This window comes from Azospirillum sp. UENF 112521 (assembly GCF_058780665.1).
In genome coordinates, this window is the sequence record NZ_JBSNCI010000003.1 from 660,845 (window position 1) to 683,532 (window position 22,688).

Here is a 22,688-nt window from a genome sequence, read left to right on the forward strand (position 1 = left end):
TCACCCCGCAGCTTCCCCCTCCGCCAGCGCCTGCTCGGCGCCGAGTTCCTCAAGGTCCAGCTCCGCCTCCAGCCGGTGCAGCACCGTGTCGTGGATGCGGCCGCCGCGGTGCAGGCCGAGGATCTCCGTGCGGGCGGCGCGGTTGGCGGCGAGGACGGCGGCGAAATGCTCGCGCCGGTCCTCCGCCAGCATGCCTTCGCTCTCGTGAAAACGTTCGGCCATCGTCGCCCGGTGGCCGTACTGTTCAAGCAGGCGCGGATGGCGTTGGCGTCCGTCCGGTGTGTCGGAGCGCTCACGCACCGCTTCCAGCGCTGCCTGCGCCATGCGGATGCGGGCTTCGGATTCCGACAGGGTCGGGCGGCGCTCCAGGGTGAAGCCGCCCAGCCGCATCCTGCGGATCAGTGGAGCGAGCGTGGTCGCCTGTCCCAGGATCGACACCAGGATCACCGCCCAGGTGGTCGCCAGGATGATGTCGCGGCCGGGAAACTCCACCGGAACCGACAGGGCGACGGCAAGGCTGACCACGCCGCGGATCGCCGCCCAGCCCATGATCACCGGCACCGCCACCGACGGGTAGGGATCGCGCCGCCGCAAGCTCGGGAACAGGAAGCGGGGCAGGTAGGTCGAGGGGAAGAGCCAGGCGAAGCGCGACAGGATCATCGCCAGGGTGACGGCGACGATCATCGGCAAGAGGTCGGTCAGGCCGGTGCCGGCGGCCTCCAGCCGGCCCAGCACGCCGCGCAGCGACAGGCCGATGATGATGAAGACCATCGATTCCATGAGGAACACCGCCACCGCCCACACCGCATTGGCGTGGGTGCGCAGCTGTGCGGTGAACAGGTCGTGCTGGCGGCGGCCCATCACCAGACCGCAGCCGACGGTGGCGAGCACGCCCGACACCTCCAGCGCCTCGCCGCCCAGATAGCTGCCCCAGGCGGCGAGGAAGCCGCCGACGATGCTGAGCGGCACGTCGCGCAGGCGCCCCAGCAGCAGTGCCGCGATGTGGCCGAAGACCACGCCGGCCACCACACCGCCGATGGCCAGCCACAGAAACTCCAGCGAGGCATGGCCGGCCTCGAAGGTGCCGGTCATGCCGGCGGCGATGGCGATGCGGAACAGCACCAGCCCGGTGGCGTCGTTCACCAGGCTTTCGCCTTCCAGCAGGGTGACGATGCGGGGCGGCAGCGGCAGGCCCTTCAGCGCCGCCTTGGCGGCGACCGCGTCGGGCGGTGACAGGATGGCACCGAGCGTGAAGCAGGCGGCCCAAGGCAGCGACGGCATCACCAGATGGGCGGCCACCCCGACCGCCAGCGTGGTGAAGGCGACCGCCCCGACCGCAAGCTGGAGGATGATGCGCAGGTTGGCGCGGAAGTCGCTCCACACCGTGAAATAGGCGCTGGCGAACAGCAGCGGCGGCAGGAACAGCAGCAGGGTCAGGTCGGGATCGGGCGTGATCTCAGGCAGGCCGGGGATCAGGGCGAGTGCGATGCCGCCCAGCACCAGCACGGCCGATGGCGGCATGCGCAGCCGCTTGGCCGCAAGTTCCAGCACGATGATCGCCGCAATCAGGCCGAGGACGAGTTCGAACTGACCGGATGGCGACATGCTGGGATCCGCTGTGCTGTTATCGTGGGTGGCGATGAGGGGGCGCTTTCCCTCGCTTAGCGGTTTATACCCAAGCGGCGGCGCATCCGCGAGACGATCGCGGCGAGCGCGAAGCCGCCGACCAGCCCGATATGTTCGAAGAAGGCGTTGGTCGCCATGAAGCGCTCCGGTCCGGCCATCGTCCAGAAATCATTGGCGATCAAGGCGGCGAGAACGGTGAAGACGCCGAGCGCGCCGGCCCCCAGCCACAGTGCCCGGTCCAGCAGGATCAGCAGCGGGCCTGCCAGCTCGACCAGGATGGTCAGCGCCGCCCAGAGCGCGGGCGGGGTGAGGCCGAAATGCGCCTGCTCGGCGACGGCGCCGGGCCAGTCGAAAAGCTTCACCAAACCGCCGAGGAGATAGGCCCCGACCAGCGCGAGACGGGCCAGCATCCATGTGCCGTCCCAGTCGAGGATGCGGTCGACGAGGCGTTCCGCCGGGCGTTCGAAGGAGCGGAGGGTCATGGCGGTGATGTTCCGATTGGGGGGAATCCCCCTCTCCCCGGGGGGAGAGGGGATCCATTTCCAGGGGAGAGGTGGTTATACCGCCCAGCAGCCGCAGCCGAGCGCACCCCAAAAGGACTGCACATCGGCGGCCGGCACGTCGGCGGCGTAGGCAGCGGCGTGGTCGTGGCCGTGAACACCGCAGCCGTTGGCGCAGCCGCAGGCCGAGGCCAGCGCCTGACGCTGGTCGCCGGCGTCGGCCGACTTATAATAGCCGCCGAAGGTGCGCACCGGCGACCAGTCCGGCATCGGCTTGGGCAGTTGCGGCGCCAGCGGGCCGAAATCGCCCTCGCCATGCACCACCGCGCCGCCGAGCATGGTCAGCACTGAGGTCAGGTGGACGATGCGGTCCTCCGGCACCGAGAAGAAGTCATCGGACAGCACGGCGAGGTCGGCGAGCTGGCCGGCCTTGATCTGGCCCTTCTTGCCCTGCTCGTTGGAGAACCAGGTGTTGGCCTCCGTCCACAGGCGCAGCGCCGTCTCGCGGTCCAGCAGATTGGCACGCGGATAGAGGCTGAGGCCGCCCACCGTCCGGCCGGTCACCAGCCAGGACAGCGAGACCCACGGGTTGTAGCTGGCGACGCGGGTGGCGTCGGTGCCGCCGCCGACCGGCAGGCCGGCCGCCATCATCTTTGCAATCGGCGGTGTCCGCTCCGCCGCCTTGGCGCCATAGCGTTCGACGAAATATTCGCCCTGGTAGGCCATGCGGTGCTGGACGGCGATGCCGCCGCCGAGTGCGGCGATGCGGTCGATGTTGCGGTCGCTGATCGTCTCGGCGTGGTCGAAGAACCAGTGCAGCCCGTCGAAGGGGATGTCGCGGTTGACCTTCTCGAACACGTCGAGCGCGCGGCTGATGGTCTGGTCGTAGGTCGCGTGCAGGCGCCAGGGCCAGCGGTTCTCGGCCAAGAGGCGGATCACCGGCTCAAGGTCGCCTTCCATGTTGGGTGGCATGTCCGGGCGGGCGACGCGGAAATCCTCGAAATCGGCGGCGGAATAGACCAGCATCTCGCCGGCGCCGTTGTGGCGATAGCTGTCGTCGCCGTCGCCGGGCTTCACCTTCTTCGCCCAGCCGGCGAAGTCGGCCAGTTCCTCCTTCGGCTTCTGGGTGAACAGGTTGTAGCTGATGCGCAGCGTCAGCTCGCCGTCCGCATGCAGCTTCTCGACGATGGCGTAATCGTCGGGATAGTTCTGGAAGCCGCCGCCGGCGTCGATCACCCCGGTCACGCCCAGCCGGTTCATCTCGCGCATGAAATGGCGGGTGGAGTTCAGCTGGTAGTCCGGCGGCAGCTTCGGACCCTTGGCCAGTGTCGAATAGAGGATCGTCGCGTTGGGCTGGGCCAGCAGCAGGCCGGTCGGGTTGCCGGCGGCGTCGCGCACGATCTCGCCACCCGGCGGGTTGGGCGTGTCCTTGGTATAGCCGACGGCACGCAGGGCCGCGGCGTTTAGCAGGGCGCGGTCGTAGAGGTGCAGGATGAAGACCGGCGTGTCGGGAGCGGCGGCGTTCAGCTCCTCGATGGTCGGCAGGCGCTTCTCGGCGAACTGGTGCTCGGTGAAGCCGCCGACGACGCGCACCCATTGCGGCGCCGGGGTGATGGCCGCCTGCTGCTTCAGCATCGCCATGGCGTCGGCGAGGCTCGGCACGCCGTCCCAGCGCAGCTCCATGTTGTAGTTGAGGCCACCGCGGATGATGTGCATGTGGCTGTCGATCAGCCCGGGGATCACCCGCCGGCCCTTGGCGTCGATTACCGTCGCCTGGGGAGCCGCGGCGCGCACTTCGGCCTCAGTACCGACGGCAAGGAAGCGGCCGTCGCGGATGGCGATCGCGCTGGCCTGCGGGTTGGCGCGGTCGAGCGTGGTGACCTTGGCGTTGACGAGGATCAGATCGCCGGCGGCTTGATTCGGGGTGGCGGAATTCGGCATGGCGGCATTCCCGGGTCTGGACGCGAGGGTGGACAGCAGCGGCGATGCTAGCAGAGAAGCGGCGGCGGTTCCCGCCATCGCCTTGCGACGGTCGATGGGGCGACGGTCGATGGGGGGAGGCGTCACGCCTTGTCTTCCTTGGCAGCCGGTGGCGTTTCCGTCCCGGCATGCGGCCCCAGCACATGGCGCGCGCAATCGGTCTGGATGAAGGCGAGCACCGGCTCCCCGGCCACCAGCCGCTTGACGACGGGCACCACCTGTTCACCGACCAGCATGCCGAGCAAACCGATCAGGGCGATGGTCGGCGGCGCCGGGGAACGGACCCCAAGCAGCGCATAGATCACGCCGACCAGAATGCCGGCGCCGCCCGAAAGAAGATAGGGCATCATGGGATCCGCTCTCCCGCTTTCTGGAATGGGGGCCGGCGCCCGGTCGGAACCGGGCGCCGGCAAGGGCATGCAGGCAGGGATCAGGCGTGCTCGTGCTTGAGGCCGCCGACCACCTTGTGCGGGAATTCGCCGCGCTGCGGGGCCTTGTGGACCATGGTGTAGGCGTAATCGACGCCCATGCCGTAGGCACCAAAATGCTCGCGGACGATGTTCATCACGCCGTCGTAGCTCTCGCGCTTGGCCCAGTCGCGCTGGATTTCCAGCAGCACGTTGATCGCGGTGATGGAATGGGCGCCGGCCTGCTCCATGCGGCGGACCGCGGCGTCATGGGCCTCCTTGGAGGTGCCGCCCGAGCAATCGGTGACGATGTAGACCTCAAAGCCTTCCTCGATGGCGCACAGCGTCGGGTACAGCAGGCAGGCCTCGGTCCACAGCGCGGCGATGACCAGCTTCTTCTTGCCGGTCGCCTTGACGGCGGCCACCAGCTCCTCGGAGTCCCAGCTGTTCATCGAGGTGCGCTCGATGGGGTCCTGCTTCAGGACGTCCATCAGTTCCGGCCAGATGTAGCCGGAGAAGCTCTCGGTCTCCACGGCGGTCACGATGGTCGAGGCGCCGAACAGCTTGGCGGTCTTGGCGAGCGCGATGGTGTTGTTCTTCAGCTGCTGGCGGTCGATGTTGACCACGCCGAAGGACATCTGCGGCTGGTGATCGATGAAGATGAAGACGGTGTCGTCGGCGTTGATGAGCGACTTGGCGTTGAAGGTCATGATCGTTTCCTGTTCCGTATGGATTTTTAAGGGGTTGGCCGCCGTTTTCGTCGGCGCCGCCGTCTGAAGGGACAATGGCATGGGGTGGCGTTTCGGGACAATCTGGCAAAACAGAACATAATTGTTGCTGATAAAAGGACAGTGTCCCGCCACCCGGTTACGCGCGGATGAAGGCCAGCAGTTCCTCGTTCACGAGATCCTTCTGCGTGGTGCACATGCCGTGCGAACCGCCGGGGACGACCTTGAGAGTGCCCTTCGGCAGCAGCGCCGCGGCGGCCTTGCCGGTGGTGGCGAGCGGGACGACCTGATCGTCGTCGCCGTGCAGGACCAGCGTCGGGACGATCATCTTTTTCAGATCGTCGCGCTGGTCGGTCTCGGAGAAGGCCTTGATGCACTCGTACTCGGCCTGAAGACCGCCCATCATGCCCTGAAGCCAGAAGCTGTCTATGACGCCCTGCGAAACCTTGGCGCCCGGCCGGTTGAAGCCGTAGAAGGGGATGGTCAGGTCCTTGAAGAACTGCGACCGGTCGGCTTTCACGCTGGCGCGGATGCCGTCGAAGACCTCCAGCGGAACGCCGTCCGGGTTCCAGTCGGTCTTCACCATGATCGGCGTGATGGCGCCGATCAGCACCGCCTTGGCGACGCGCGATACGCCGTGACGGCCGATGTAGCGGGCGACCTCGCCGCCGCCGGTGGAGTGGCCAACATGGACGGCGTTCTTCAGGTCCAGCGCCTCGGTCACTGCCGCCAGATCGTCGGCGTAATGGTCGAGATCGTTGCCGAAGCCCGGCTGCGACGACCGGCCATGGCCGCGGCGGTCATGGGCGATGGTGCGGTAGCCGTGCTGGGCCAGGAACATCATCTGGTCTTCGAAGGCGTCGCCGGTCAGCGGCCAGCCATGGCTGAAGACCACCGGTTGGCCGGTCTGCGGACCCCACTGCTTGACGTAGATCTGGACGCCGTCCTTGGTGGTGACGTAGCTGCCCTGAAGCATGGGTTTCGTTCCTTTGGTCTGGTCTGGGCGGGTGGCCGTCTTTTCGGCGGCGACGGCGGTGCCGGCGAACGCAGGCAGAAGACCGCCGCCCGCAACGGCGAGGGCGGCACTGCCGGACAGAACCGTCCGGCGGGACGGATGGAAATCCTGGGTGGTCATGCGAAGTCCGTTCGGGACCGGGCCGGCAGGACCGGCGCCGGCTGTCTTGGTGAACGGATGTTAGGGAATGCGCCAGGAGGGTGATTGCCTTATCGGAACGGCTTTTGCCGGTTCTGCGCATCGCGCACCGTAAACGTGAAAAAGCCGGTTCTCCTATACGGAGACCGGCTTTTCATGGTGCGCGCGGAGGGAAAAGGCGTTTGCGCTGCTTATCCGGCCAAGGACACCCAAGCGGCGTCGCGGTGGCTGGACTCGACGGCGCCATGGATGAAACGCACGCCGCGCACCCCGTCCTCCACCGTCGGCAGCGGCATGTCCGCCGGGGCCGGGCGGCCGTCGATGCTGGCGGCGATGCGGTCGGCGGCGTCGCGGTAGATCTGGGCGAAGCCTTCCAGATAGCCCTCCGGATGGCCGGCGGGGGTGCGCGAGATGCCACTTGCCGCGGGCAGGCTGCCGGCACCGGCGCGCAGCAGGGTGCGGGTCGGCTCGCCCAGCGGGGTGAAGCGCAGTTCGTTGGGCTGCTCCTGCTGCCACTCCAGCCCGCCGGCCTCGCCGAAGACGCGCAGGCGCAGGCCGTTGGTGGTGCCGGGGCAAACCTGGCTGGCCCACAGCATGCCGCGGGCGCCGCCGTCGAAGCGCATCATGATGTGGGCATTGTCGTCCAGCCGCCGGCCGGGCACGAAGGCGGACAGGTCGGCGGCGAGATCGGTGCAGCGCAGCCCGGTCACGAACTCCGCCAGATGGAAGGCGTGGGTGCCGATGTCGCCGATGCAGCCGGCAATGCCGCTCTGCGCCGGGTCGGTGCGCCAGGACGCCTGCTTATTGCCGCTGGTCTCCAGGTCGGTCGCCAGCCAGTCCTGGGCATATTCGGCCTGAACCACCCTGATCCGGCCCAGCATGCCCGAGGCCACCATGGCACGGGCCTGCCGGATCATCGGATAGCCGCTGTAATTGTGGGTCAGGACAAAGACGAGGCCGCGGCTGCGCACCAGTGCGGCCAACTCCTCCGCCTCCTCCAACGTATGGACCAGCGGCTTGTCGCAGATGACGTGGATGCCGGCCTCGAGGAAGGCTTTTGCCGCCGGGTAATGCAGGTGGTTCGGCGTGACGATGGCGACCGCGTCGATGCCGTCGGGGCGGGCGGCCTCGGACGCCGCCATCTTCTGGAAATCGTCGTAGCAGCGGTCGGGCGCCAGGAACAGCTCCGCCCCGCTGGCCCGCGCCCGCTCAGGGTTGGAGGACAGGGCGCCGGCCACCAGTTCGTACCGGTCGTCGATGCGGGCGGCGATGCGATGGACGGCGCCGATGAAGGCGCCCTGACCGCCGCCGACCATGCCGAGCCTTAAGCGTCTCGACGACGCGGGTGCTTGATCCGGGCTCATGATGCCCCTTTCCCCAGACCGAGGATCCGGCGGTTGGCCGCCTCGTCGGTGCCGGCATCGGCGAAATCGTCGAAGGCGCGGTCGGTGACGCGGATGATGTGATCCTGGATGAAGCGGGCGCCTTCGGCGGCCCCTTGTTCCGGATGCTTGATGCAGCACTCCCATTCCAGCACCGCCCAGCCGTCGAAGCCGTACTGGGTCAGCTTGGAGAAGATGCCGCTGAAATCGACCTGCCCGTCGCCCAGCGAGCGGAAGCGCCCGGCGCGGTCCTTCCACGGCGCATAGCCGGAATAGACGCCCTGCCAGGGGGTCGGATTGAACTCCGCATCCTTGACGTGGAACATGCGGATGCGGTCGCGGAACACGTCGATGTAGCCGAGATAGTCCAGCTGCTGGAGGACGAAGTGGCTGGGGTCGAACAGGATGTTGCAGCGCTCATGCCCGCCGACCCGGTCGAGGAACATCTGGAAGGTGGTTCCGTCGAACAGATCCTCGCCGGGGTGGATCTCGTAGCAGAGATCGCAGCCCGCTTCGTCGAAGGCGTCGAGGATCGGGCGCCAGCGCTTCGCCAGCTCGTCGAAGGCGGTCTCGATCAGGCCGGGCGGACGCTGCGGCCACGGATAGAGATAGGGCCAGGCCAGCGCGCCGGAGAAGGTGGCGTGGGCGGTCAGACCGAGGTTCGCGGATGCCTTGGCGGCGAGGTGCAGTTGTTCCACCGCCCAGGCCTGCCGGGCGTCGGGACGGCCATGGACCTCCGGCGGGGCGAAGCCGTCGTAAAGAGCGTCGTAGGCGGGGTGAACGGCGACGAGCTGGCCCTGGAGGTGGGTGGACAGCTCGGTCAGTTCGACGCCGGCATCGGCCAGCGTGCCCTTGATCTCGTCGCAATAGGTGAGGCTGGTCGCCGCCTTGCGCAGATCGAACAGGCGGCGGTCCCAGCTTGGGATCTGCACGCCCTTGAAGCCGAGGCCGGCGGCCCAGCGGGCGATGCCGTCCAGCGAGTTGAAGGGGGCTGCGTCGCCCGCGAACTGGGCGAGAAAGATCGCCGGGCCTTTGATGGTCTTCATGGGTCTGGCTCCCTGATGGGGGGAGGTGTCGGCTGGCGGCTGCTCCCCTTAACCCTCCCCCGCTGGGAGGGGGAGAGTCAGGGGGACTGACGAACCAGGAATCAGTACGGCGAATCCGGGAAGTAGAACTCCTTGGCGTTCTCCTTGGTGATCAGCGACGACGGGATGATGTAGGTCGCCGGCAGCTTGTCGCCCTTCAGGCGGGCTTCGGCGGTCATCTTGATGGCGTCGTAGATGAATTTCGGCGAATAGGACACGTCGGCGTGGATCAACGGGTTGGAGCCGTCGAGGATGGTCTTCACCATCGTCTTGGACCCGGCACCGCCGAACACCTCCTTGATGTCGGTGCGCTTGGCCTGCTCGATTGCCTTCAGCACGCCGAAGGCCATGTCGTCGTCGGCGGCCCAGACGACATCGATGTCCTTGAAGCGGGTCAGGAAGTCCTGCGTCACCTTGAAGGCGTCGTCACGGTTCCAGTTGGCGTATTTGCCGTCGAGGATCTTGATGTCCGGATACTGCTTCAGCACGCCGGTGAAGGCCTCCCAGCGCTCGTTGTCGAGCGTGGTCGGGATGCCGCGGAGCGCCACGATGTTGGCCTTGCCGTTGTATTTCTTGGCGATGTATTCGGCCGGGATGCGGCCGAAGGCGGTGTTGTCGCCGGCGATGTAGGCGTCCTGCGCGCTCGGGTCGGTCAGGCCGCGGTCGACGACGGTGACGTAGACGTTCTTCTTCTTCGCCTGAAGCACCGGCTGGGTCAGGGCGGCGGATTCGAAGGGGAAGATGACCAGCGAGTCGATCTTGGTCACCGTCACCAGATCCTGGAGCTGGTTCGCCTGTTCCGGCGCGCCGCTGGCGGTCTTGACGGTGATCTTCAGGTTGGGATGGGCCTTCTCAAGCTCCGCCTTCGCCTGGTTCGCCCACCAGACGATGCCGCCGGTGAAGCCGTGGGTGGCGGCCGGGATGCTGACGCCCAGCTTCACCGTGTCCGCCGCGAAGGCGACGCCGCCAAGACCGGCGCCGAGGGCGACCGTCGCCGCCATCGCCAAGCCCGTGCCCAGCACCATGCGACGGGTGTAACGCGCAACTTCCGACATGACGTTTCTCCTCCTTATGTTGTTTTTACGGGCGCCGACGCTGCAAAAAGGCGACGGCGATGATGACGCAGCCCTGCACCGCCGCGTTCAGGTAGACGCTGATGATGCTGGTCAGGTTCAGGATGTTGCTGATGACCGACAGTAGAACCGCACCGATCACCGTGCCGGCGATCCGCCCCTCGCCCCCCTTGAAGGAGGTGCCGCCGACGATCACCGCGGCGATGGCCTCCAGCTCCCACAGCAGGCCGGTGGTGGGGGAAGCGGAGCCCAGGCGCGGCACATACAGCACCGTGGCGATGCCGACGCAGACGCCGAGCAGCCCGTAGGTCAGCAGCTTCACCCGGTCGACATCCACCGCGGCGAAGCGGGCGACCTGCTCGTTTGAGCCGATGGCCTGGACATAGCGGCCGAAGGCGGTCCGGTTCAGCAGGACTGCCCCGGCGACCGATACCGCCAGGAAGACCCAGACCGGCACCGGGATGCCGAGCAGGCTGCCGTAATAGACGGGGCCGTAGGCGTCCGACAGGTCGTTGTCCAGCGTGATGGCGCCGCCGTCGGCCAGCCAGGTCAGCACGGCGCGGAAGATGCCGAGCGTGCCCAGCGTGACGATGAAGGGCTCGATCCGTCCGCGGGTGATGAGATAGCCGTGCGCCAGCCCGAAACCGCCGCCCAGCAGCAGGGCGAACAACATGCCGAGCGCCACGACGACGACCGGCGAGCCGACCGACCCGGCCAGCGCATTCATCAGCAGGATCATGCCGCCGGCGATCAGCGCCGCCATCGACCCGACCGACAGGTCGATGCCGCCGGAGATGATGACGAAGCACATGCCGATGGAAATGATGCCGATGAAGGCCGTGCGGGTCAGCACGTTCATCATGTTGTCCCAGGTCGCGAAGTCCGGGTTCAGCGCCGTGCCGACGATCAGCAGCAGCACCAGCCCGACGACCGGACCGAAGCGGTGCGGGTCGAAGCGGCGGCCCGCCTTGCGGGCGGACACGGCGCCGGCCTCAGTGGCCGGCGTGGGTGCCGACGTTGGTCCCGATGGCATGGGCAATCAACTCCTCTTCGCTGAGCCGGTCGGCGGGCACGGTCGCGGCGACCCGGCGGCCGCGCATCACGATCACCCGGTGGCAGAGCCCGATCAGTTCGATCAGTTCCGATGAAATGACGATCACGCCGCGCCCTTCGGCGGCCAGCCGCGCGATCAGGAAATAGATGTCCCGCTTGGCGCCGACATCGACGCCGCGGGTCGGCTCGTCCAGCACGAAGACGCGCGGGTCGGGCTCCAGGAACTTGGCGATTGCCAGCTTCTGCTGGTTGCCGCCGGACAGCGACGATGCCGTGCCCTGCGGGTTGCCCCGGATGCCGAAATTCGTGACGGCATGCTCCAGCGCCCGATCCTCCGACGCCGGGGACAGCAGCGGCTGGGCATGGTGGCGCAGCGTCATCAGGGTCAGGTTGTCGCGCAGCCCCATGTTGACGTGCAGGCCCTTGCCCTTGCGGTCCTCGCTGAGATAGGTCAAGCCGTTGCGCATCGCCTCGCGCGGGTTGCGCAAGGACACCGGGCGGCCTTCGATCTCGACCGTTCCGCCGCTGCGCGGACGCAGGCCCAGGATGCCTTCGAACAGTTCGGTGCGGCCGGCGCCGACCAGACCGGCGAAGCCCAGGATCTCGCCGGGATGGAGGTCGAAGCTCACCTCCTCCGCCCAGCCGGGAACGGTCAGGCCGCGCACCGCCATCAGCGGCTTGCCGATGGCGGGATTATGCTTGGCGGGGAACATGTCGGTCAGCTCGCGCCCGACCATCAGCGTCGCCATGCGCTGGCGCGGCGTCTCGGCGGTGGGGGCACGGGCGACGAAACGGCCGTCGCGCATCACGATCACCTCGTCGGTGATGCGCTCCACCTCGTCAAGCTTGTGGGAGATGTAGACGATGGTGACGCCATCCCGCCGCAGCCGGTCGATCAGCCCGAACAGCCGGTCGCATTCCGACGGCGTCAGGCTGGCCGTCGGCTCGTCCATGATCAGCAGGCGGGCGTTGCGCAGCTGCGCCTTGGCGATTTCCACCAGCTGCTTCTCGGCGACGATCAGGTCGCGGACCTTGGTGTCGGGGTCGCGGTCGAAGCCGACCTGCCGCAGGGCCTGGGCCGCTTGGTCGCGCATCGCGCGGTCGTCGAGCAGCCAGCCGCGCTTGATCTCGTGGCCGAGGAACATGTTCTGGGCGACGGTCAGGTCGTCGGCGAGGCTGAGTTCCTGATGGATCAGCACGATGCCGCGCTGTTCGGCGTCGCGGGAGTTCCGGAACCTCACCGCCTCGCCGTCGATGCGGAGCGTGCCGGTGGTCGGGGCGTGATAACCGGCGAGGATCTTCATCAGCGTCGATTTGCCGGCGCCATTCTCGCCCAGCAGTCCATGCACCCGGCCGGGATGCAGGTCGAAGCTGACGCCGTGCAACACCCGCACGGGTCCGAATTCCTTGGTGATGCCGTCGAAGGCGACATGCAGGCTCATGGCTCCGCACCCCCTGACGGCCTTTCCACCAACCGCAAGCCTGCGGTCGGGCGGGTACCGTCCATGACGTTTCTCCCACTGCGAGGCGTATCGTCCGGCAAGACGCCGCTTCGTTCGTTGGGCTGATGGTAAGCTCGCCGCTTTGGACAGACAATGGCCGACTTCGAACATAATTTGGCAAAAGTGGGTAAGGTGTGATAGGGAAGGAGACACGCGTCGTTCGGAAAGGCACTCGTCGATGGTTGACTGGCAACGTCTGTCGGACGGCGAGCGCGCCCTGCTGGAGCGGCTGTTCTGGGCGGGCGGTCTGTCGCGCGGCGAACTGGCGGCGTCGGTCGATTTTTCCAAGAGCAAGGCCAACCTCGCGATCTCAAGCCTGATCGGCCGCGAGTTGATCGAGGAGGGCGGGGTGCAGCCCTCCTCGGGCGGGCGGCGGCCGGAGGTGCTGCGGCTGAGCCACCGGATGGGGGTGTTGGCGGGAATCGACATCGGCGCCACCAGCATCGACGTGGCGCTGCTCGCCCCCGACATGACTGTGCTGGACCACCGGTCGGAATCTGCGGACGTGCGTGATGGGCCGGCGGTGGTATTCGGGCGGGTGCGGGATTTGCTGCGCGAGGCGCGCGAGCGGATGGGAATCGGGCCGGGGCGGGTGCTGGGCATCGGCGTCGGCGTGCCGGGACCGGTCGCCTTCGACAGCGGCATGCTGGTCAACCCGCCGCTGCTGCCGGGGTGGGAGACCTTCTCGATCCGCGAATTCCTGGCGGAGGAGTATGCCGCGCCGGTCTTCGTCGACAACGACGTGAACATCCTGGCGCTGGGCACGCACTGGCGCCTGCGCGGCCAGCTTCAGAATTTCCTGGTGATCAAGGTCGGCACCGGCATCGGCTGCGGCATCATCTGCCACGGCCTGGTCTATCGCGGGCGGGACGGGTCGGCGGGCGACGTCGGCCATATCTGCGTCGATCCGCAGGGGCCGGTCTGCCATTGCGGCAATGCCGGCTGCGTCGAGGCGATGGCGGCCGGGCCGGCCATCGCGCGCATGGCGGAGGAAGCGGCGCGGGGCGGCGAAAGCCCGCGGCTGATGGAGCTGCTGGAGCGCAATGGCGCGCTGACGACGGTCGATCTCGGCAACGCCAGCCGGGCGGGCGACGCTGCGGCCACCGCCATCGTCCAGCAGGCCGGCGGCCATATCGGGCGGATGCTGGCCGCCGTAGTGAACTTCTTCAATCCGTCGCACATCTTCATCGGCGGCGGCGTGGCGCGGATCGGGCCGCTGCTGCTGGCCTCGATCCGGCAGAGCGTCTACCAGCGCTCGCTTGCCCTCTCCACCCGGCATCTCGACATCCAGTATGTGCCAGAGGTTGAGAGTGCCGGGGTGATCGGCGCCGCGGTGATGGCGGTGCAGGAAACCATGCTGGCCGGACCGACGACGGGAACCGGAGTCACGCCGCCCGCACGGCGGTGATGAAGGAGGTCACCTCGCCGCGCAGGGTTTCGGCCTCGCGGGCAAGGCTGCTGGCGGCGTCCAGCACCTCGGTGGCGGCGGAGCCGGTCTCCAGCACCGCATGGTTGACGCCGACGATGGTGGAGGACACCTCCGTGGTGCCGCGCGCGGCCTCCGTCACGTTGCCGGCGATGTCGCGGGTGGCGGCACCCTGCTCCTCGATGGCGGCGGCGATGGTGGTGGTGATCTCGCTGATGCGGCCGATGGTCTGGCCGATGCCGTGGATGGCGTCCTGGGCGCCGCCGGTGGCCTGCTGGATCTCTTTCACCTTGGCCTGAATCTCGTCGGTGGCGCGTGCGGTCTGGCTGGCCAGCGCCTTCACCTCGCCGGCGACGACGGCGAAGCCCTTGCCGGCCTCCCCGGCGCGGGCCGCCTCGATTGTGGCGTTGAGCGCCAGCAGGTTGGTTTGGGCGGCGATGGTGTTGATCATCTCCACCACATGGCCGATCTGGTCGGCCGCCTCCACCAGCGTGCGCATGGTGGCGTTGGTCCGTTCGGCCTGGGTCACCGCCTCGCCGGAGATGCGGGTGGAGGCGGCGACCTGCCGGCCGATCTCCAGGATGGAAGCCGACAGTTCCTCCGTTGCCGACGCCACGGTCTGGACGTTGACCGACGCCTGTTCGGAGGCCGCGGCGACGGCGGTCGCCTGCGCGCTGGCCTGCGAGGCGGTGCTCGACATGGCGCCGGCGGTGCCCTGCATCTCTGTCGCGGCCGACGCCACCGTCTCGACGATGTGCATCGCCTTGGCGTCGAAATCGCGCATCAGTGCTTCCAGCCGGGCGGCCCGCGCCTCCTTTGCGGCCTGTTCGCGGGCCTGCTCCGCCGCCAGACGGTCGGCGGTCAGCATGCTGTCGCGGAAGACGGTGACGGTCGCCGCCATGCCGCCGATCTCGTCCGCGCGGCCCAGGCCGGGGATGGTCACGGCCATGTCGCGGTCGGCCAGACGCCGCATCGCCTCGGTCATCGAGCGGATCGGATCGCTGACCCGCCGCTTGGCAACGATCATGCCGGCAACGGTCAGCAGCACGGCGGCCACCACCAGCAGGCCGGCGATGACGGCATCCTGCGTCGCACGCGCGGCCTGCGCATCGGAACGGACGACCATGCGGTCCACCGCCGCCATGGCGGCATCGACGATGTAGCCCTGGCTGGCGGTGTCCTGCTGACGCAGTGTGCCGATCTCGACCGGAGATTTGCGGCCTTCGGCCAGGGCAGCGAGCACCGCCTTGCGCTGTTCGACCAGCAGGCCTTCAAAATTCACCTTGGCCTTTTCGACCGCCTCGCGGATCTGGTCGGGCGTATCGGGACGGGAGGCCGATTCCCGGACCAGGGCCCAGGCCTGACCGGTGCGGCCGATGGCCTCTGCCACCGCCTGCGCGTCGGCTGGAGTCCAGGCCTGGCCGGTGGCGACCGCGGTCTGGATGCGGAGCGCCATGCCGCCGGCATTCAGCCGGGTGTTCCAGGCGGCGCGCTTGATGCCGAGCAGATGGTCGATCATCGGATCAGCCAGTTTCAGGGAGCCGTCCAGAAGGTCGGTCGCGGCGGTCAACGCATCGAGATAGGCGACCGGGACGGTTGCCCAGGCCTCCGCCACCGCCGGATCGCGGGCGGGTTTCCGCTGGCGAAGCGCGGAGTCCGCCTTCTGGCGCAAGGCCGTCAGCGTATCGTGTGCGGTGCGCAATGTCGCGGCGGCCGCGGGCAGGCCGGGCAGGTCGAGCGTGTCCAGCTTGGCGGCGATGGCCGCATAACCGCTTTCCGCCACCGCGCGGTTGGCGGCGATGTCGCGCAGTTCGGCGTCGCCGGCCGGTTCCTCCGCCCCCAGCGCCGGGCCGACCAGACCGCGCTCCAGCCGGATCGCCAGCAGCGTGCGCAGCAGATCGCGGCTGGTCTCGCTGAGGGTGGCGACGCGCTGGGCGTTGCGGGTGCGGTCGACGACGTCGATCAGCGTGACGGTGCTGGTGGCGATCAGCAGCAGCCCCAACGCGGCGACGACGAGTCCAAGGGTGGCGCGGATCGACAGCCGCGAAAGGAGCGAGATCATGGTCTGGTCCTGTCTGTGCGAAGAGTTGGAGCCGTTGCGGACGGCGCGACACCGCTCCACCCGCCAGGGCGGGCCGGCTGAGCGGGCGGGTCATGGAAACCGGTCAGGGCCTAAACCGAAGACGATAATGGAAACCGACTTTGTGGTTTCGGTTCAGCCCTGATTGACAATGGCACCGGCCGGACCCGACGGCTTTCCTCCGATGTTGATATATTAATATGCTAATGCGGATAGGTTCGGGAATGCAGGCAAAATCCAAGTGTGGATCAAAATGCCGCAGCGCCTTGTGGGCGGGGACAAAAACGTCTTCCCAGTTTTTAAAATAAATACCTAAGTCCAAGGCGAGACGCTATTTGCACGCATCGGTCGCTGTGCTTGATCAAAAATGCCCGCCGCGGCTCCCATCCGGCCCACCACCGAGACCTCCGCCAAATCCTCCTCTCGGGCCGCCGTGGGGCGAACCGCCATCCCCCGGCATGGAGCCCCGTCCCCGGCCGGGACCGCCAAATCCTCCCCCGAACCCGCCGCCGGTCGGGGCGGCGGTGGAGTCCGGCGAGGTGCCCGTGGAAGAGGGCGGGCTGGCCGCACGGGCGGCACCGGAGGCGGAACTGCCGTCAGGGCTGGAACTGGGGCCGGCAGCAGGACGCTGACCGGCGGCCGGGCCGCCATAGGGACCGCCGAAGGGGCCTGGTGGCGCGCCCCATCCCGGATGGGCGCGCACGCCGTCGAGCGGTCCTTCCGGCCCCTCCATGCCCGGTGCGTCCTGCCCCTGCGGGCCGTCGGGACGCACGCCCGCCCGAGACAACCCTGCGGCGCGGGCGGCGGGATCGGTGCCGTCGAGCGAGCGGCCACCCAGGCGTTGGGCGCCGAAGGACCGGCTGCGGTCGATTCCGCCGCCGGACGTCACCACGCTGTCGATCACCACCCGCGCGGGCGCGGCTCCGCCGTCGGGCCGGCCGATGCGCGGGCCGCCCGGACTCGTCGTCTGCCCGGAGGCATCGACATAGGTTTCGATCGACAGCGCGCTGACCGTGCTGCCGAAGGGATTGAAGGGATCGGCCTCCACCGCGAGCGCTGCGGCGGGATCGGGTTTGCCGGCGACGCGCACGATGCTGCCCACCGCCGGAAGGGGGCCGGTCACGCTCCGCCCGCGGGACAGCGTCAGCCCGGCGACGGTGAGCGTCTTCGGTGTCACGGACTCCAGCCGTCCGCGCAGGACCCAGCCGCGCGCCGGTTCCCAGGGATCGATGCGGCTGGCGTCGATCACGCCGTCCGGCCGGCGCAGGCCCGAGATCGCGACCCAGCGTCCGGGGGTGAGCGCCGTGGTGCCTTCCGCCTCGGCGAGGTCGATGCGCTGTCCCAACACCACGGCGCCGGGGGCGCCGCCGGCCGTCGTCCGCTCCACCGGACCGGCGACGGCGAAGCGCACCTCCAGCGTCTGTGCCGTCAGGCCGGTCGGTCCGCCCGGGGCGGCAGTCATGGCGACCGTCTGGCCGACCCGCACGTCGCCGGGCTGGGCCGGTCGGCCTTCGATCCGCACCCGGGTCGTCTGCGGCAGATCGACCCGCAGTCCGTTGACCCAGACGCTGCCGAAGGCGGTGACGGTTCCGACGATGCCGGTACCTCCAATTCCGCGGTCGGCAACGGAAACGCCGGTGCCGCCGATGCCCCGGTCTGCTACTCCGCCATCCCGGTTCGGGGTGGGGCCGCAGCCGGCGGCAACCAGCATCAGCGTCAGCAGCAGCGTGCGGGCGAGGGGCTTGCGGATCAAGATGCCGCCGCTCCCCCGCCGGACCCGGCCTCGTGCCGCGCAGGATCGGCCGCTTCCTCCGCGTCATAGAGGTAGAGGCCGGCGGTGAAACGGCGGTCGGCGTCGTCACGGCCGGCGTCGCCATCGGCGAGATCGGCCGCCATGCGGTTCAGCTCGACCAGCATCGCCATTCCCAGCCGGTCGGCCTCCCGGCGCAGGACGGCGACCGAGTCGGGACTGAGCCGGTCATAGGCGAGCGCCCGCTCCAGGAACGGCGGCGTTCCGCCCGCCAGATTGTGGCCGGACGCCGCCAGATGGTCGGCAAGGTTGCGGCCGTAATAGTAGGCGAGCTTGTCCAGGTCGCCGCGCGGCACATGCGCCGCCTCGGCGAGGTCGAGCAGCCCGTCCGGTCGCTCCGTCACCAGTCCGGCATGCAGAAGCTCGTCCAGCAGGGCGCGCGGGCGGATATCCTTGCTGATGCCGGTCACCAGCGTTTCGAAGCCGGCTTCGCCGTCGGAAACGCGGGGCAGGGGGCGGGGGCGGCCGTCGGCGTCGAGGAATGCGGCTTCGGTCAGCCAGCGGCTCAGCACCTGGGCGCCCAGCGACGGGGCGGCAGCGGCGGCGGCCTCCGCGACCGGCGGCGCGCTGCGGATCTGGCTGACGTCCTTGCGGTGGACGCCGGTCAGCAGGGTGATGCGGCTGTCGGTCATCGGCTTTCCGGGCAGCGCGAAGCCACGCTCCGCCACCTCGACATACACCGACTTCAGAAGGTTCGCCAGCATCGGCCAGGAGATGCCGAAGCCGATCAGCGTCCGCACCAGCGGGACCAGCAGCCGGCGCACCGCCGTCAGCAGCGCCGGCGGCGGTGCCGCCCCGGTGCTGCCGGCCACTGTCGAGCGGTCTGGTTCGGGGCTGCGGATCGGCACGCGCCTGACACTCCGGCGGTTGGGGGCTGAGTCGTGGATCGAGGGGCGGGCCGATGTGATGACCGATGTGACAATAGCGCGGCGGAATGGAAAGGAAATCACCTTTTCGCTTGATGTGGGAAATTTTCCCACGCATCATGCCGGATATGCGACGGTCGCCGTGGCTGCGCAGTGTCATTAGGACCGCCGAGGTCCGCCAAGGTTTAAGGAGCGGCCGCCCGGCCGTAGCCCGCATGAGCCTGTCATCGTTCGATCACCAGCCCGCCCACCCACCCGCCGACCGGGACTGTCCGCCCCCCGCCATGGCGCGCGGGGCGCAGGCCCTGCCGCCGGTCCTTCCCTTCCGAACGCGAGCGTCCGACATGGCGTCGTCCATCGCCCGTCACGCGGTCACCAACCGGTCCGCTCTGATCCGCAGTTGCCTGTTCGGGGTGGCGGCGAACCTGCTGGTGGCCGGCAGCGCCCTGTATGCCAAGCCGTTGCAGGACGCCCTGTGGGTGGGGGGAGAAAACGGCAGCCTTCTTCTGCTGGTGGCCGTGGCGCTGAGCCTGTTCGCCCTGCATGCGATGCTGGAGTTCGCGCAATCGCGGGAACTGGCGCGGCTGGTGCCGTCGGGCGCCGCCATCGGGTGGCTGCAGCGTCTGTGGGTGCTGGAAGCGGCATGGGCGCCGGTCCATCTGGCGGTGCTGGCGCTGGTCAGTCCGCTGATGGGGGGCATGGCGCTGGCCGGAGTCGCGGCGCTGGCGGCGATGATCGCGGTGGGGGCGACCGGGCCGGCGAATGCCGTGGGCGGGCAGTCGCAGCTCGCCCGGCTGGCCGGTGCCGACAGCTTCGGTTGCACCGACGGCTTCCTCGCCGGGCTGGGCTTCTGCGAAACGGTCTATCGGGTGCTGATCGTCGGGCTGGGTGCGGCGCTGCTGACGCGCGGCGACCTGACGCCGGGCCTGTTCGTCGCCGCATCGTTGATCGGTATCGCCGCGATGCGGGCCGCCGCGCGGAGCGCCGCCCGCTGGCATGGCGGCCGGCAGGCGGCGGCGGTGCTGCTGATGGCCGGGCGGGTGTGACGGGTAGTCGATAACGCATTGAAAAGCCGGCGCGTCCAGCGATGGGCGGCCGGCTTTTTCCGTTTCAGGACTTCAAAGCGCCGGCCAGGTCTCCGCGACCAGCCGGCGGACCTCGTCGGCGCTGTCGGTGCCGAGGGCGGCTTCGGCGACGCGGCGGCAATCCTCCATGCGCAGGGTGCGGATGAACGCCTTCAGGTCGGCGATCACCGCCGGGGTGGCCGACAGTTCGGTGACGCCCAGCCCGATTAGCAGCGGCGCCGCCATCGGGTCGGAGGCGGAGCCGCCGCATACCGCGACCACCCGGTCGTGGGTCTTCGCCCCCATCACCGCAAGGCGGATCAGCCGCAGCACGCCCGGATGCAGCGCGTCGAGCTGGGCCGCCACATGCGGGTTGCCGCGGTCCATCGCCAGCACATACTGGGTTAGGTCGTTGGTGCCGATGGACAGGAAATCCGCCACCGCGCCGATGCGGTCGGCGATCAGGGCGGCGGCCGGCACCTCGATCATCGCCCCCAGTTCGATGGGTTCGGCCCGGCCGAGTTTTGCCCGCTCCTCATCCACCATCGCCCGCACCGCCTGGAGTTCGGAGGGCGAGGCGATCATCGGCACCATGATGCGGCAGACTCCGGCTGGCTTCACCCGCAGGATGGCGCGGATCTGCGCGCGCAGAAGCTCCGGCTCGCGCAAGCCCACGCGGACGCCGCGCAGGCCGAGCACCGGGTTCTCTTCCTTCGGCAGGGGCAGGTAGGACAACGGCTTGTCGCCGCCGACATCCAGCGTGCGGATCACCAGCGGCCGGCCTTCCAGCGCGTCGGCGATCTGCTGGTACTGCTGGTACTGCTCATCCTCGGTCGGGGCGGACTGGCGTTCCAGGAACAGGAACTCCGTGCGCAGCAGACCGCAGCCCTCGGCACCCTCCACCACCGCGCCGGGGGCGTCGCTGACCCGGCCCAGATTGGCGAACACCTCGATCCGCGTGCCGTCGGCCATGCGGCACTCCTCGCGGGAGGACCGGCGGTTCTCCTCGCGGCGCGCCGTGCGGGCGGCGACGGCGGTCCGGGTCGCCGCCAGCGTGTCCTCCGGCGGGAAGACCAGCAGCTCGCCGCGGTTGCCGTCGATCACCACTGGTGCGCCGTCCGGTACCCGCTCCGCCTGCCGGCCCAGCGCCACCACGGTCGGCACGCCCAGTGCCGCCGCCAGGATGACGGCGTGGGAGGTCGGGCCGCCATGCGCCATGCCGATGCCGGCCAGCCGCCCGGCCGGAACCCCGGCGAGGTCGGAGGGCAGGATCTCGTCGGCCAGGACGATGCTGCCGGCCGGCAATTCGGCCAGCCCGACGTCGGGGACTTTGCCGGACAGGGCGGCCAGCACCTGCTGTTCGAGGTCGCGCAGGTCGGCGGCGCGTTCGGCCATGCGGGGATCGGCGAGGGCGGCCAGGGCGTCGGCCTGGAGGCGCGCCGTGCGCTGCCAGGACCATTCGGCGCTCTTGCCGGCCCGGATGTCGGCGAGCGCGCCGTCCAGCAGTTCCGGATCGTCCAGCAGTTCCCGGTGGGCCTGGAAGATGGCGGCGTGTTCGGGCATCCGCTGCGCGGAGTGGGCCAGGCCGGCGACGACCTGCTCCAGCGCCCGGCGCAGGCGCGGCTCCTCGATCTCCGAGCCGGCGCCCTGTTCGACCACGCGCACACTGCTGCGGAACCGGCGGACGACGGTGCCGACCGCTTGGCCCGGCACGGCGATGGTGCCCTTCAGCAGCACCTCCTCGCCGGGGGCAAAGGGCGGGCCGACCTCTTCCTCGGCAGCCGGCTGTGCCAGTGTGGCGGCGGCGGGGGGACAGCCGGCGCGGCCTGTGAACCTGTACCCGCGGTGGAGACGACCGGATCGCCCAGCCCGCCCTCGATCAGTACGGCGATGCTTTCCGCCATGTCCTGGGCGCCGGGGCCGGCAGCGTGCACCGTCAGCCGGTCGCCGAGTACGGTGCCGAGCCCCATCAAAGCGACCACGCTCTTGGCGTTGGCACGGCGGTCGCGGCAGTGGAGGGTGACGGTGCCGGGATAGGCCTTGGTCGCGGCGACCAGGGCCGCCGCCGGGCGGGCATGCAGCCCGTTGGCGATGGGCAGTACGACGCTCCGCTCGCCGGTTTCTCCCTCTCCTTCCTCTTCCGAGTCAGGGCCGGCGGCGGGGAGCCCGGCATCGGCGCCGCTGCCGCCATGGACGGTCATCGCCGCGTCGCCGGCGGCGATCTCGCGATCCACCGACTGGCCGTCGACGGTGTAGCCGTCATTCACCACGACCATCATGCTGACCAGGCTCTGTGCCCGGCTTCCCACCAGATCCATGTCGAAGCTGATCAGGCGGTCTCCGGTCTTCACCGATTGCCCGTCCCGGACATGGGCGGTGAAGCCCTCGCCGTTCAGCCCGACGGTGTCGACCCCCAGATGCAGCAGGACCTCCGCCCCGCTGGCGGTGCGGACGGTGCAGGCATGACGCGCCCGGTGGATCGACAGCACGGTGCCGTCGCAAGGGCTGCGCAACTCGTTCACCGTGGGGTCGATGGCCATGCCGGTTCCGACCAGCCCCTGGGCGAAAGCGGGATCGGGCACCTCGGACAGCGGCATGGCCCATCCGGCCAGCGGGGCTGCAAGCGTGATCGCGGTCATGTGGTTCGGTCCTCTTTTCTTATCGCTTCGACCGCAGCGGGCATCCCCTGGCGGGTGCCTCCGGTCCGACGCCGTCTGTGCGCAGACGCCGCATAGCCCAAGCGCAATTCTCGTCATATGTTATCGAAAGATCCCGTCCGGGAAAGGCGGAAGCCTGCGGCCAATCCGCGCCCCGCATGGCGCATCGGGGATAAGCCGCAAGCTTGCCCGGCGCGCTATGTCGCCTATGTCGTGAAACCCGAGCATGGGTCAGGTTGTAGTTCCACCCAGGGCCGACCCATCCGGAACTCAGGATGTCGCCGCCGCCGGACAAT

The 22,688-nt window shown here is 69.1% G+C and carries 18 protein-coding genes; 2 read left to right on the top strand and 16 right to left on the bottom strand.

Annotated features, from left to right (window positions below; all coding sequences use genetic code 11):
- The 11 genes from ACWPN8_RS18740 to ACWPN8_RS18790 all read right to left on the bottom strand — a co-directional run bounded on the left by ACWPN8_RS18740 (window position 1) and on the right by ACWPN8_RS18790 (window position 12,429).
- Window positions 1–1,605, bottom strand: a complete 1,605-nt coding sequence (locus ACWPN8_RS18740) for a Na+/H+ antiporter (protein WP_492241782.1) — start codon at window positions 1,603–1,605, stop codon at window positions 1–3.
- Window positions 1,606–1,661: 56 nt separating this feature from the next.
- Window positions 1,662–2,108 carry a DoxX family protein gene (locus ACWPN8_RS18745; RefSeq protein ID WP_492241783.1) on the bottom strand — a complete coding sequence of 149 codons (447 nt, stop codon included), beginning with the start codon at window positions 2,106–2,108 and terminating at the stop codon, window positions 1,662–1,664.
- Between the two features lie 75 nt (window positions 2,109–2,183).
- Window positions 2,184–4,193, bottom strand: coding sequence for an amidohydrolase (locus ACWPN8_RS18750; RefSeq protein WP_492241784.1), 2,010 nt, complete (start codon window positions 4,191–4,193; stop codon window positions 2,184–2,186).
- Window positions 4,190–4,456 carry a XapX domain-containing protein gene (locus tag ACWPN8_RS18755; RefSeq protein ID WP_109447955.1) on the bottom strand — a complete coding sequence of 89 codons (267 nt, stop codon included), beginning with the start codon at window positions 4,454–4,456 and terminating at the stop codon, window positions 4,190–4,192. Before ACWPN8_RS18755 ends, ACWPN8_RS18750 begins: the two co-directional genes overlap by 4 nt.
- Before the next feature lie 80 nt (window positions 4,457–4,536).
- Window positions 4,537–5,223, bottom strand: a complete 687-nt coding sequence (locus ACWPN8_RS18760; protein WP_109447953.1) for a hydrolase — start codon at window positions 5,221–5,223, stop codon at window positions 4,537–4,539.
- A 157-nt stretch (window positions 5,224–5,380) separates the two neighbouring features.
- A complete protein-coding gene (locus tag ACWPN8_RS18765) occupies window positions 5,381–6,376 on the bottom strand; it encodes an alpha/beta fold hydrolase (RefSeq protein WP_492241785.1) in 996 nt (331 codons plus the stop codon).
- A gap of 209 nt (window positions 6,377–6,585) precedes the next feature.
- The gene (locus tag ACWPN8_RS18770; protein WP_492241787.1) at window positions 6,586–7,758 is read right to left on the bottom strand and encodes a Gfo/Idh/MocA family protein; all 1,173 of its coding nucleotides are present in this window, start codon (window positions 7,756–7,758) and stop codon (window positions 6,586–6,588) included.
- Window positions 7,755–8,822, bottom strand: a complete 1,068-nt coding sequence (locus ACWPN8_RS18775) for a sugar phosphate isomerase/epimerase family protein (RefSeq protein ID WP_492241789.1) — start codon at window positions 8,820–8,822, stop codon at window positions 7,755–7,757. The genes ACWPN8_RS18770 and ACWPN8_RS18775 overlap by 4 nt, the downstream gene beginning before the upstream one ends.
- Window positions 8,823–8,923: 101 nt before the next feature.
- A complete protein-coding gene (locus ACWPN8_RS18780; RefSeq protein ID WP_109447946.1) occupies window positions 8,924–9,916 on the bottom strand; it encodes a substrate-binding domain-containing protein in 993 nt (330 codons plus the stop codon).
- A 25-nt stretch (window positions 9,917–9,941) separates the two neighbouring features.
- Complete coding sequence (locus ACWPN8_RS18785; protein ID WP_109447944.1) at window positions 9,942–10,967, bottom strand: ABC transporter permease; 1,026 nt, start codon at window positions 10,965–10,967, stop codon at window positions 9,942–9,944.
- Window positions 10,927–12,429, bottom strand: coding sequence for a sugar ABC transporter ATP-binding protein (locus ACWPN8_RS18790; RefSeq protein ID WP_492241791.1), 1,503 nt, complete (start codon window positions 12,427–12,429; stop codon window positions 10,927–10,929). Before ACWPN8_RS18790 ends, ACWPN8_RS18785 begins: the two co-directional genes overlap by 41 nt.
- A gap of 238 nt (window positions 12,430–12,667) precedes the next feature.
- On the opposite strand from ACWPN8_RS18790, the gene ACWPN8_RS18795 reads away from it, so the two are divergent.
- On the top strand, window positions 12,668–13,897 hold the full coding sequence (locus ACWPN8_RS18795) for an ROK family protein (RefSeq protein WP_109447941.1): 1,230 nt from the start codon (window positions 12,668–12,670) through the stop codon (window positions 13,895–13,897).
- Here the strand turns inward: ACWPN8_RS18795 and ACWPN8_RS18800 are convergent.
- The 3 genes from ACWPN8_RS18800 to ACWPN8_RS18810 all read right to left on the bottom strand — a co-directional run bounded on the left by ACWPN8_RS18800 (window position 13,875) and on the right by ACWPN8_RS18810 (window position 18,653).
- Window positions 13,875–15,977 (bottom strand): methyl-accepting chemotaxis protein, encoded by a 2,103-nt coding sequence (locus tag ACWPN8_RS18800; RefSeq protein ID WP_492241793.1) that lies wholly within the window; start codon window positions 15,975–15,977, stop codon window positions 13,875–13,877. The two genes, ACWPN8_RS18795 and ACWPN8_RS18800, sit on opposite strands and share 23 nt — an antisense overlap.
- A gap of 379 nt (window positions 15,978–16,356) precedes the next feature.
- On the bottom strand, window positions 16,357–17,748 hold the full coding sequence (locus ACWPN8_RS18805; protein ID WP_492241794.1) for a DUF5666 domain-containing protein: 1,392 nt from the start codon (window positions 17,746–17,748) through the stop codon (window positions 16,357–16,359).
- On the bottom strand, window positions 17,745–18,653 hold the full coding sequence (locus ACWPN8_RS18810; RefSeq protein WP_492241796.1) for a DUF6502 family protein: 909 nt from the start codon (window positions 18,651–18,653) through the stop codon (window positions 17,745–17,747). Before ACWPN8_RS18810 ends, ACWPN8_RS18805 begins: the two co-directional genes overlap by 4 nt.
- Before the next feature lie 362 nt (window positions 18,654–19,015).
- On the opposite strand from ACWPN8_RS18810, the gene ACWPN8_RS18815 reads away from it, so the two are divergent.
- A complete protein-coding gene (locus tag ACWPN8_RS18815; protein ID WP_492241798.1) occupies window positions 19,016–19,717 on the top strand; it encodes a hypothetical protein in 702 nt (233 codons plus the stop codon).
- 72 nt (window positions 19,718–19,789) lie between these two features.
- Here ACWPN8_RS18815 and ptsP read toward each other — a convergent pair whose 3' ends face one another.
- Together ptsP and ACWPN8_RS18825 are read right to left on the bottom strand one after the other, a co-directional pair.
- Window positions 19,790–21,472, bottom strand: a complete 1,683-nt coding sequence (ptsP, locus tag ACWPN8_RS18820) for a phosphoenolpyruvate--protein phosphotransferase (RefSeq protein ID WP_492241799.1) — start codon at window positions 21,470–21,472, stop codon at window positions 19,790–19,792.
- Window positions 21,463–22,374 carry a glucose PTS transporter subunit IIA gene (locus ACWPN8_RS18825; RefSeq protein ID WP_492241801.1) on the bottom strand — a complete coding sequence of 304 codons (912 nt, stop codon included), beginning with the start codon at window positions 22,372–22,374 and terminating at the stop codon, window positions 21,463–21,465. The genes ptsP and ACWPN8_RS18825 overlap by 10 nt, the downstream gene beginning before the upstream one ends.
- Between the last annotated feature and the right edge of the window lie 314 nt (window positions 22,375–22,688).

Excerpts from the sequence above, each read along its gene's own strand:
- ACWPN8_RS18825 (WP_492241801.1), bottom strand. The coding sequence starts at position 22,374 with ATGACCGCGATCACGCTTGCAGCCCCGCTGGCCGGATGGGCCATGCCG.
- ACWPN8_RS18755 (WP_109447955.1), bottom strand. The coding sequence starts at position 4,456 with ATGATGCCCTATCTTCTTTCGGGCGGCGCCGGCATTCTGGTCGGCGTG.
- ACWPN8_RS18760 (WP_109447953.1), bottom strand. The coding sequence starts at position 5,223 with ATGACCTTCAACGCCAAGTCGCTCATCAACGCCGACGACACCGTCTTC.
- ACWPN8_RS18785 (WP_109447944.1), bottom strand. The coding sequence starts at position 10,967 with ATGCCATCGGGACCAACGTCGGCACCCACGCCGGCCACTGAGGCCGGC.
- ACWPN8_RS18775 (WP_492241789.1), bottom strand. The coding sequence starts at position 8,822 with ATGAAGACCATCAAAGGCCCGGCGATCTTTCTCGCCCAGTTCGCGGGC.
- ACWPN8_RS18780 (WP_109447946.1), bottom strand. The coding sequence starts at position 9,916 with ATGTCGGAAGTTGCGCGTTACACCCGTCGCATGGTGCTGGGCACGGGC.
- ACWPN8_RS18800 (WP_492241793.1), bottom strand. The coding sequence starts at position 15,977 with ATGATCTCGCTCCTTTCGCGGCTGTCGATCCGCGCCACCCTTGGACTC.
- ACWPN8_RS18815 (WP_492241798.1), top strand. The coding sequence starts at position 19,016 with ATGGCGTCGTCCATCGCCCGTCACGCGGTCACCAACCGGTCCGCTCTG.
- ACWPN8_RS18795 (WP_109447941.1), top strand. The coding sequence starts at position 12,668 with ATGGTTGACTGGCAACGTCTGTCGGACGGCGAGCGCGCCCTGCTGGAG.
- ACWPN8_RS18790 (WP_492241791.1), bottom strand. The coding sequence starts at position 12,429 with ATGAGCCTGCATGTCGCCTTCGACGGCATCACCAAGGAATTCGGACCC.
- ACWPN8_RS18740 (WP_492241782.1), bottom strand. The coding sequence starts at position 1,605 with ATGTCGCCATCCGGTCAGTTCGAACTCGTCCTCGGCCTGATTGCGGCG.
- ACWPN8_RS18765 (WP_492241785.1), bottom strand. The coding sequence starts at position 6,376 with ATGACCACCCAGGATTTCCATCCGTCCCGCCGGACGGTTCTGTCCGGC.
- ACWPN8_RS18770 (WP_492241787.1), bottom strand. The coding sequence starts at position 7,758 with ATGAGCCCGGATCAAGCACCCGCGTCGTCGAGACGCTTAAGGCTCGGC.
- ACWPN8_RS18745 (WP_492241783.1), bottom strand. The coding sequence starts at position 2,108 with ATGACCCTCCGCTCCTTCGAACGCCCGGCGGAACGCCTCGTCGACCGC.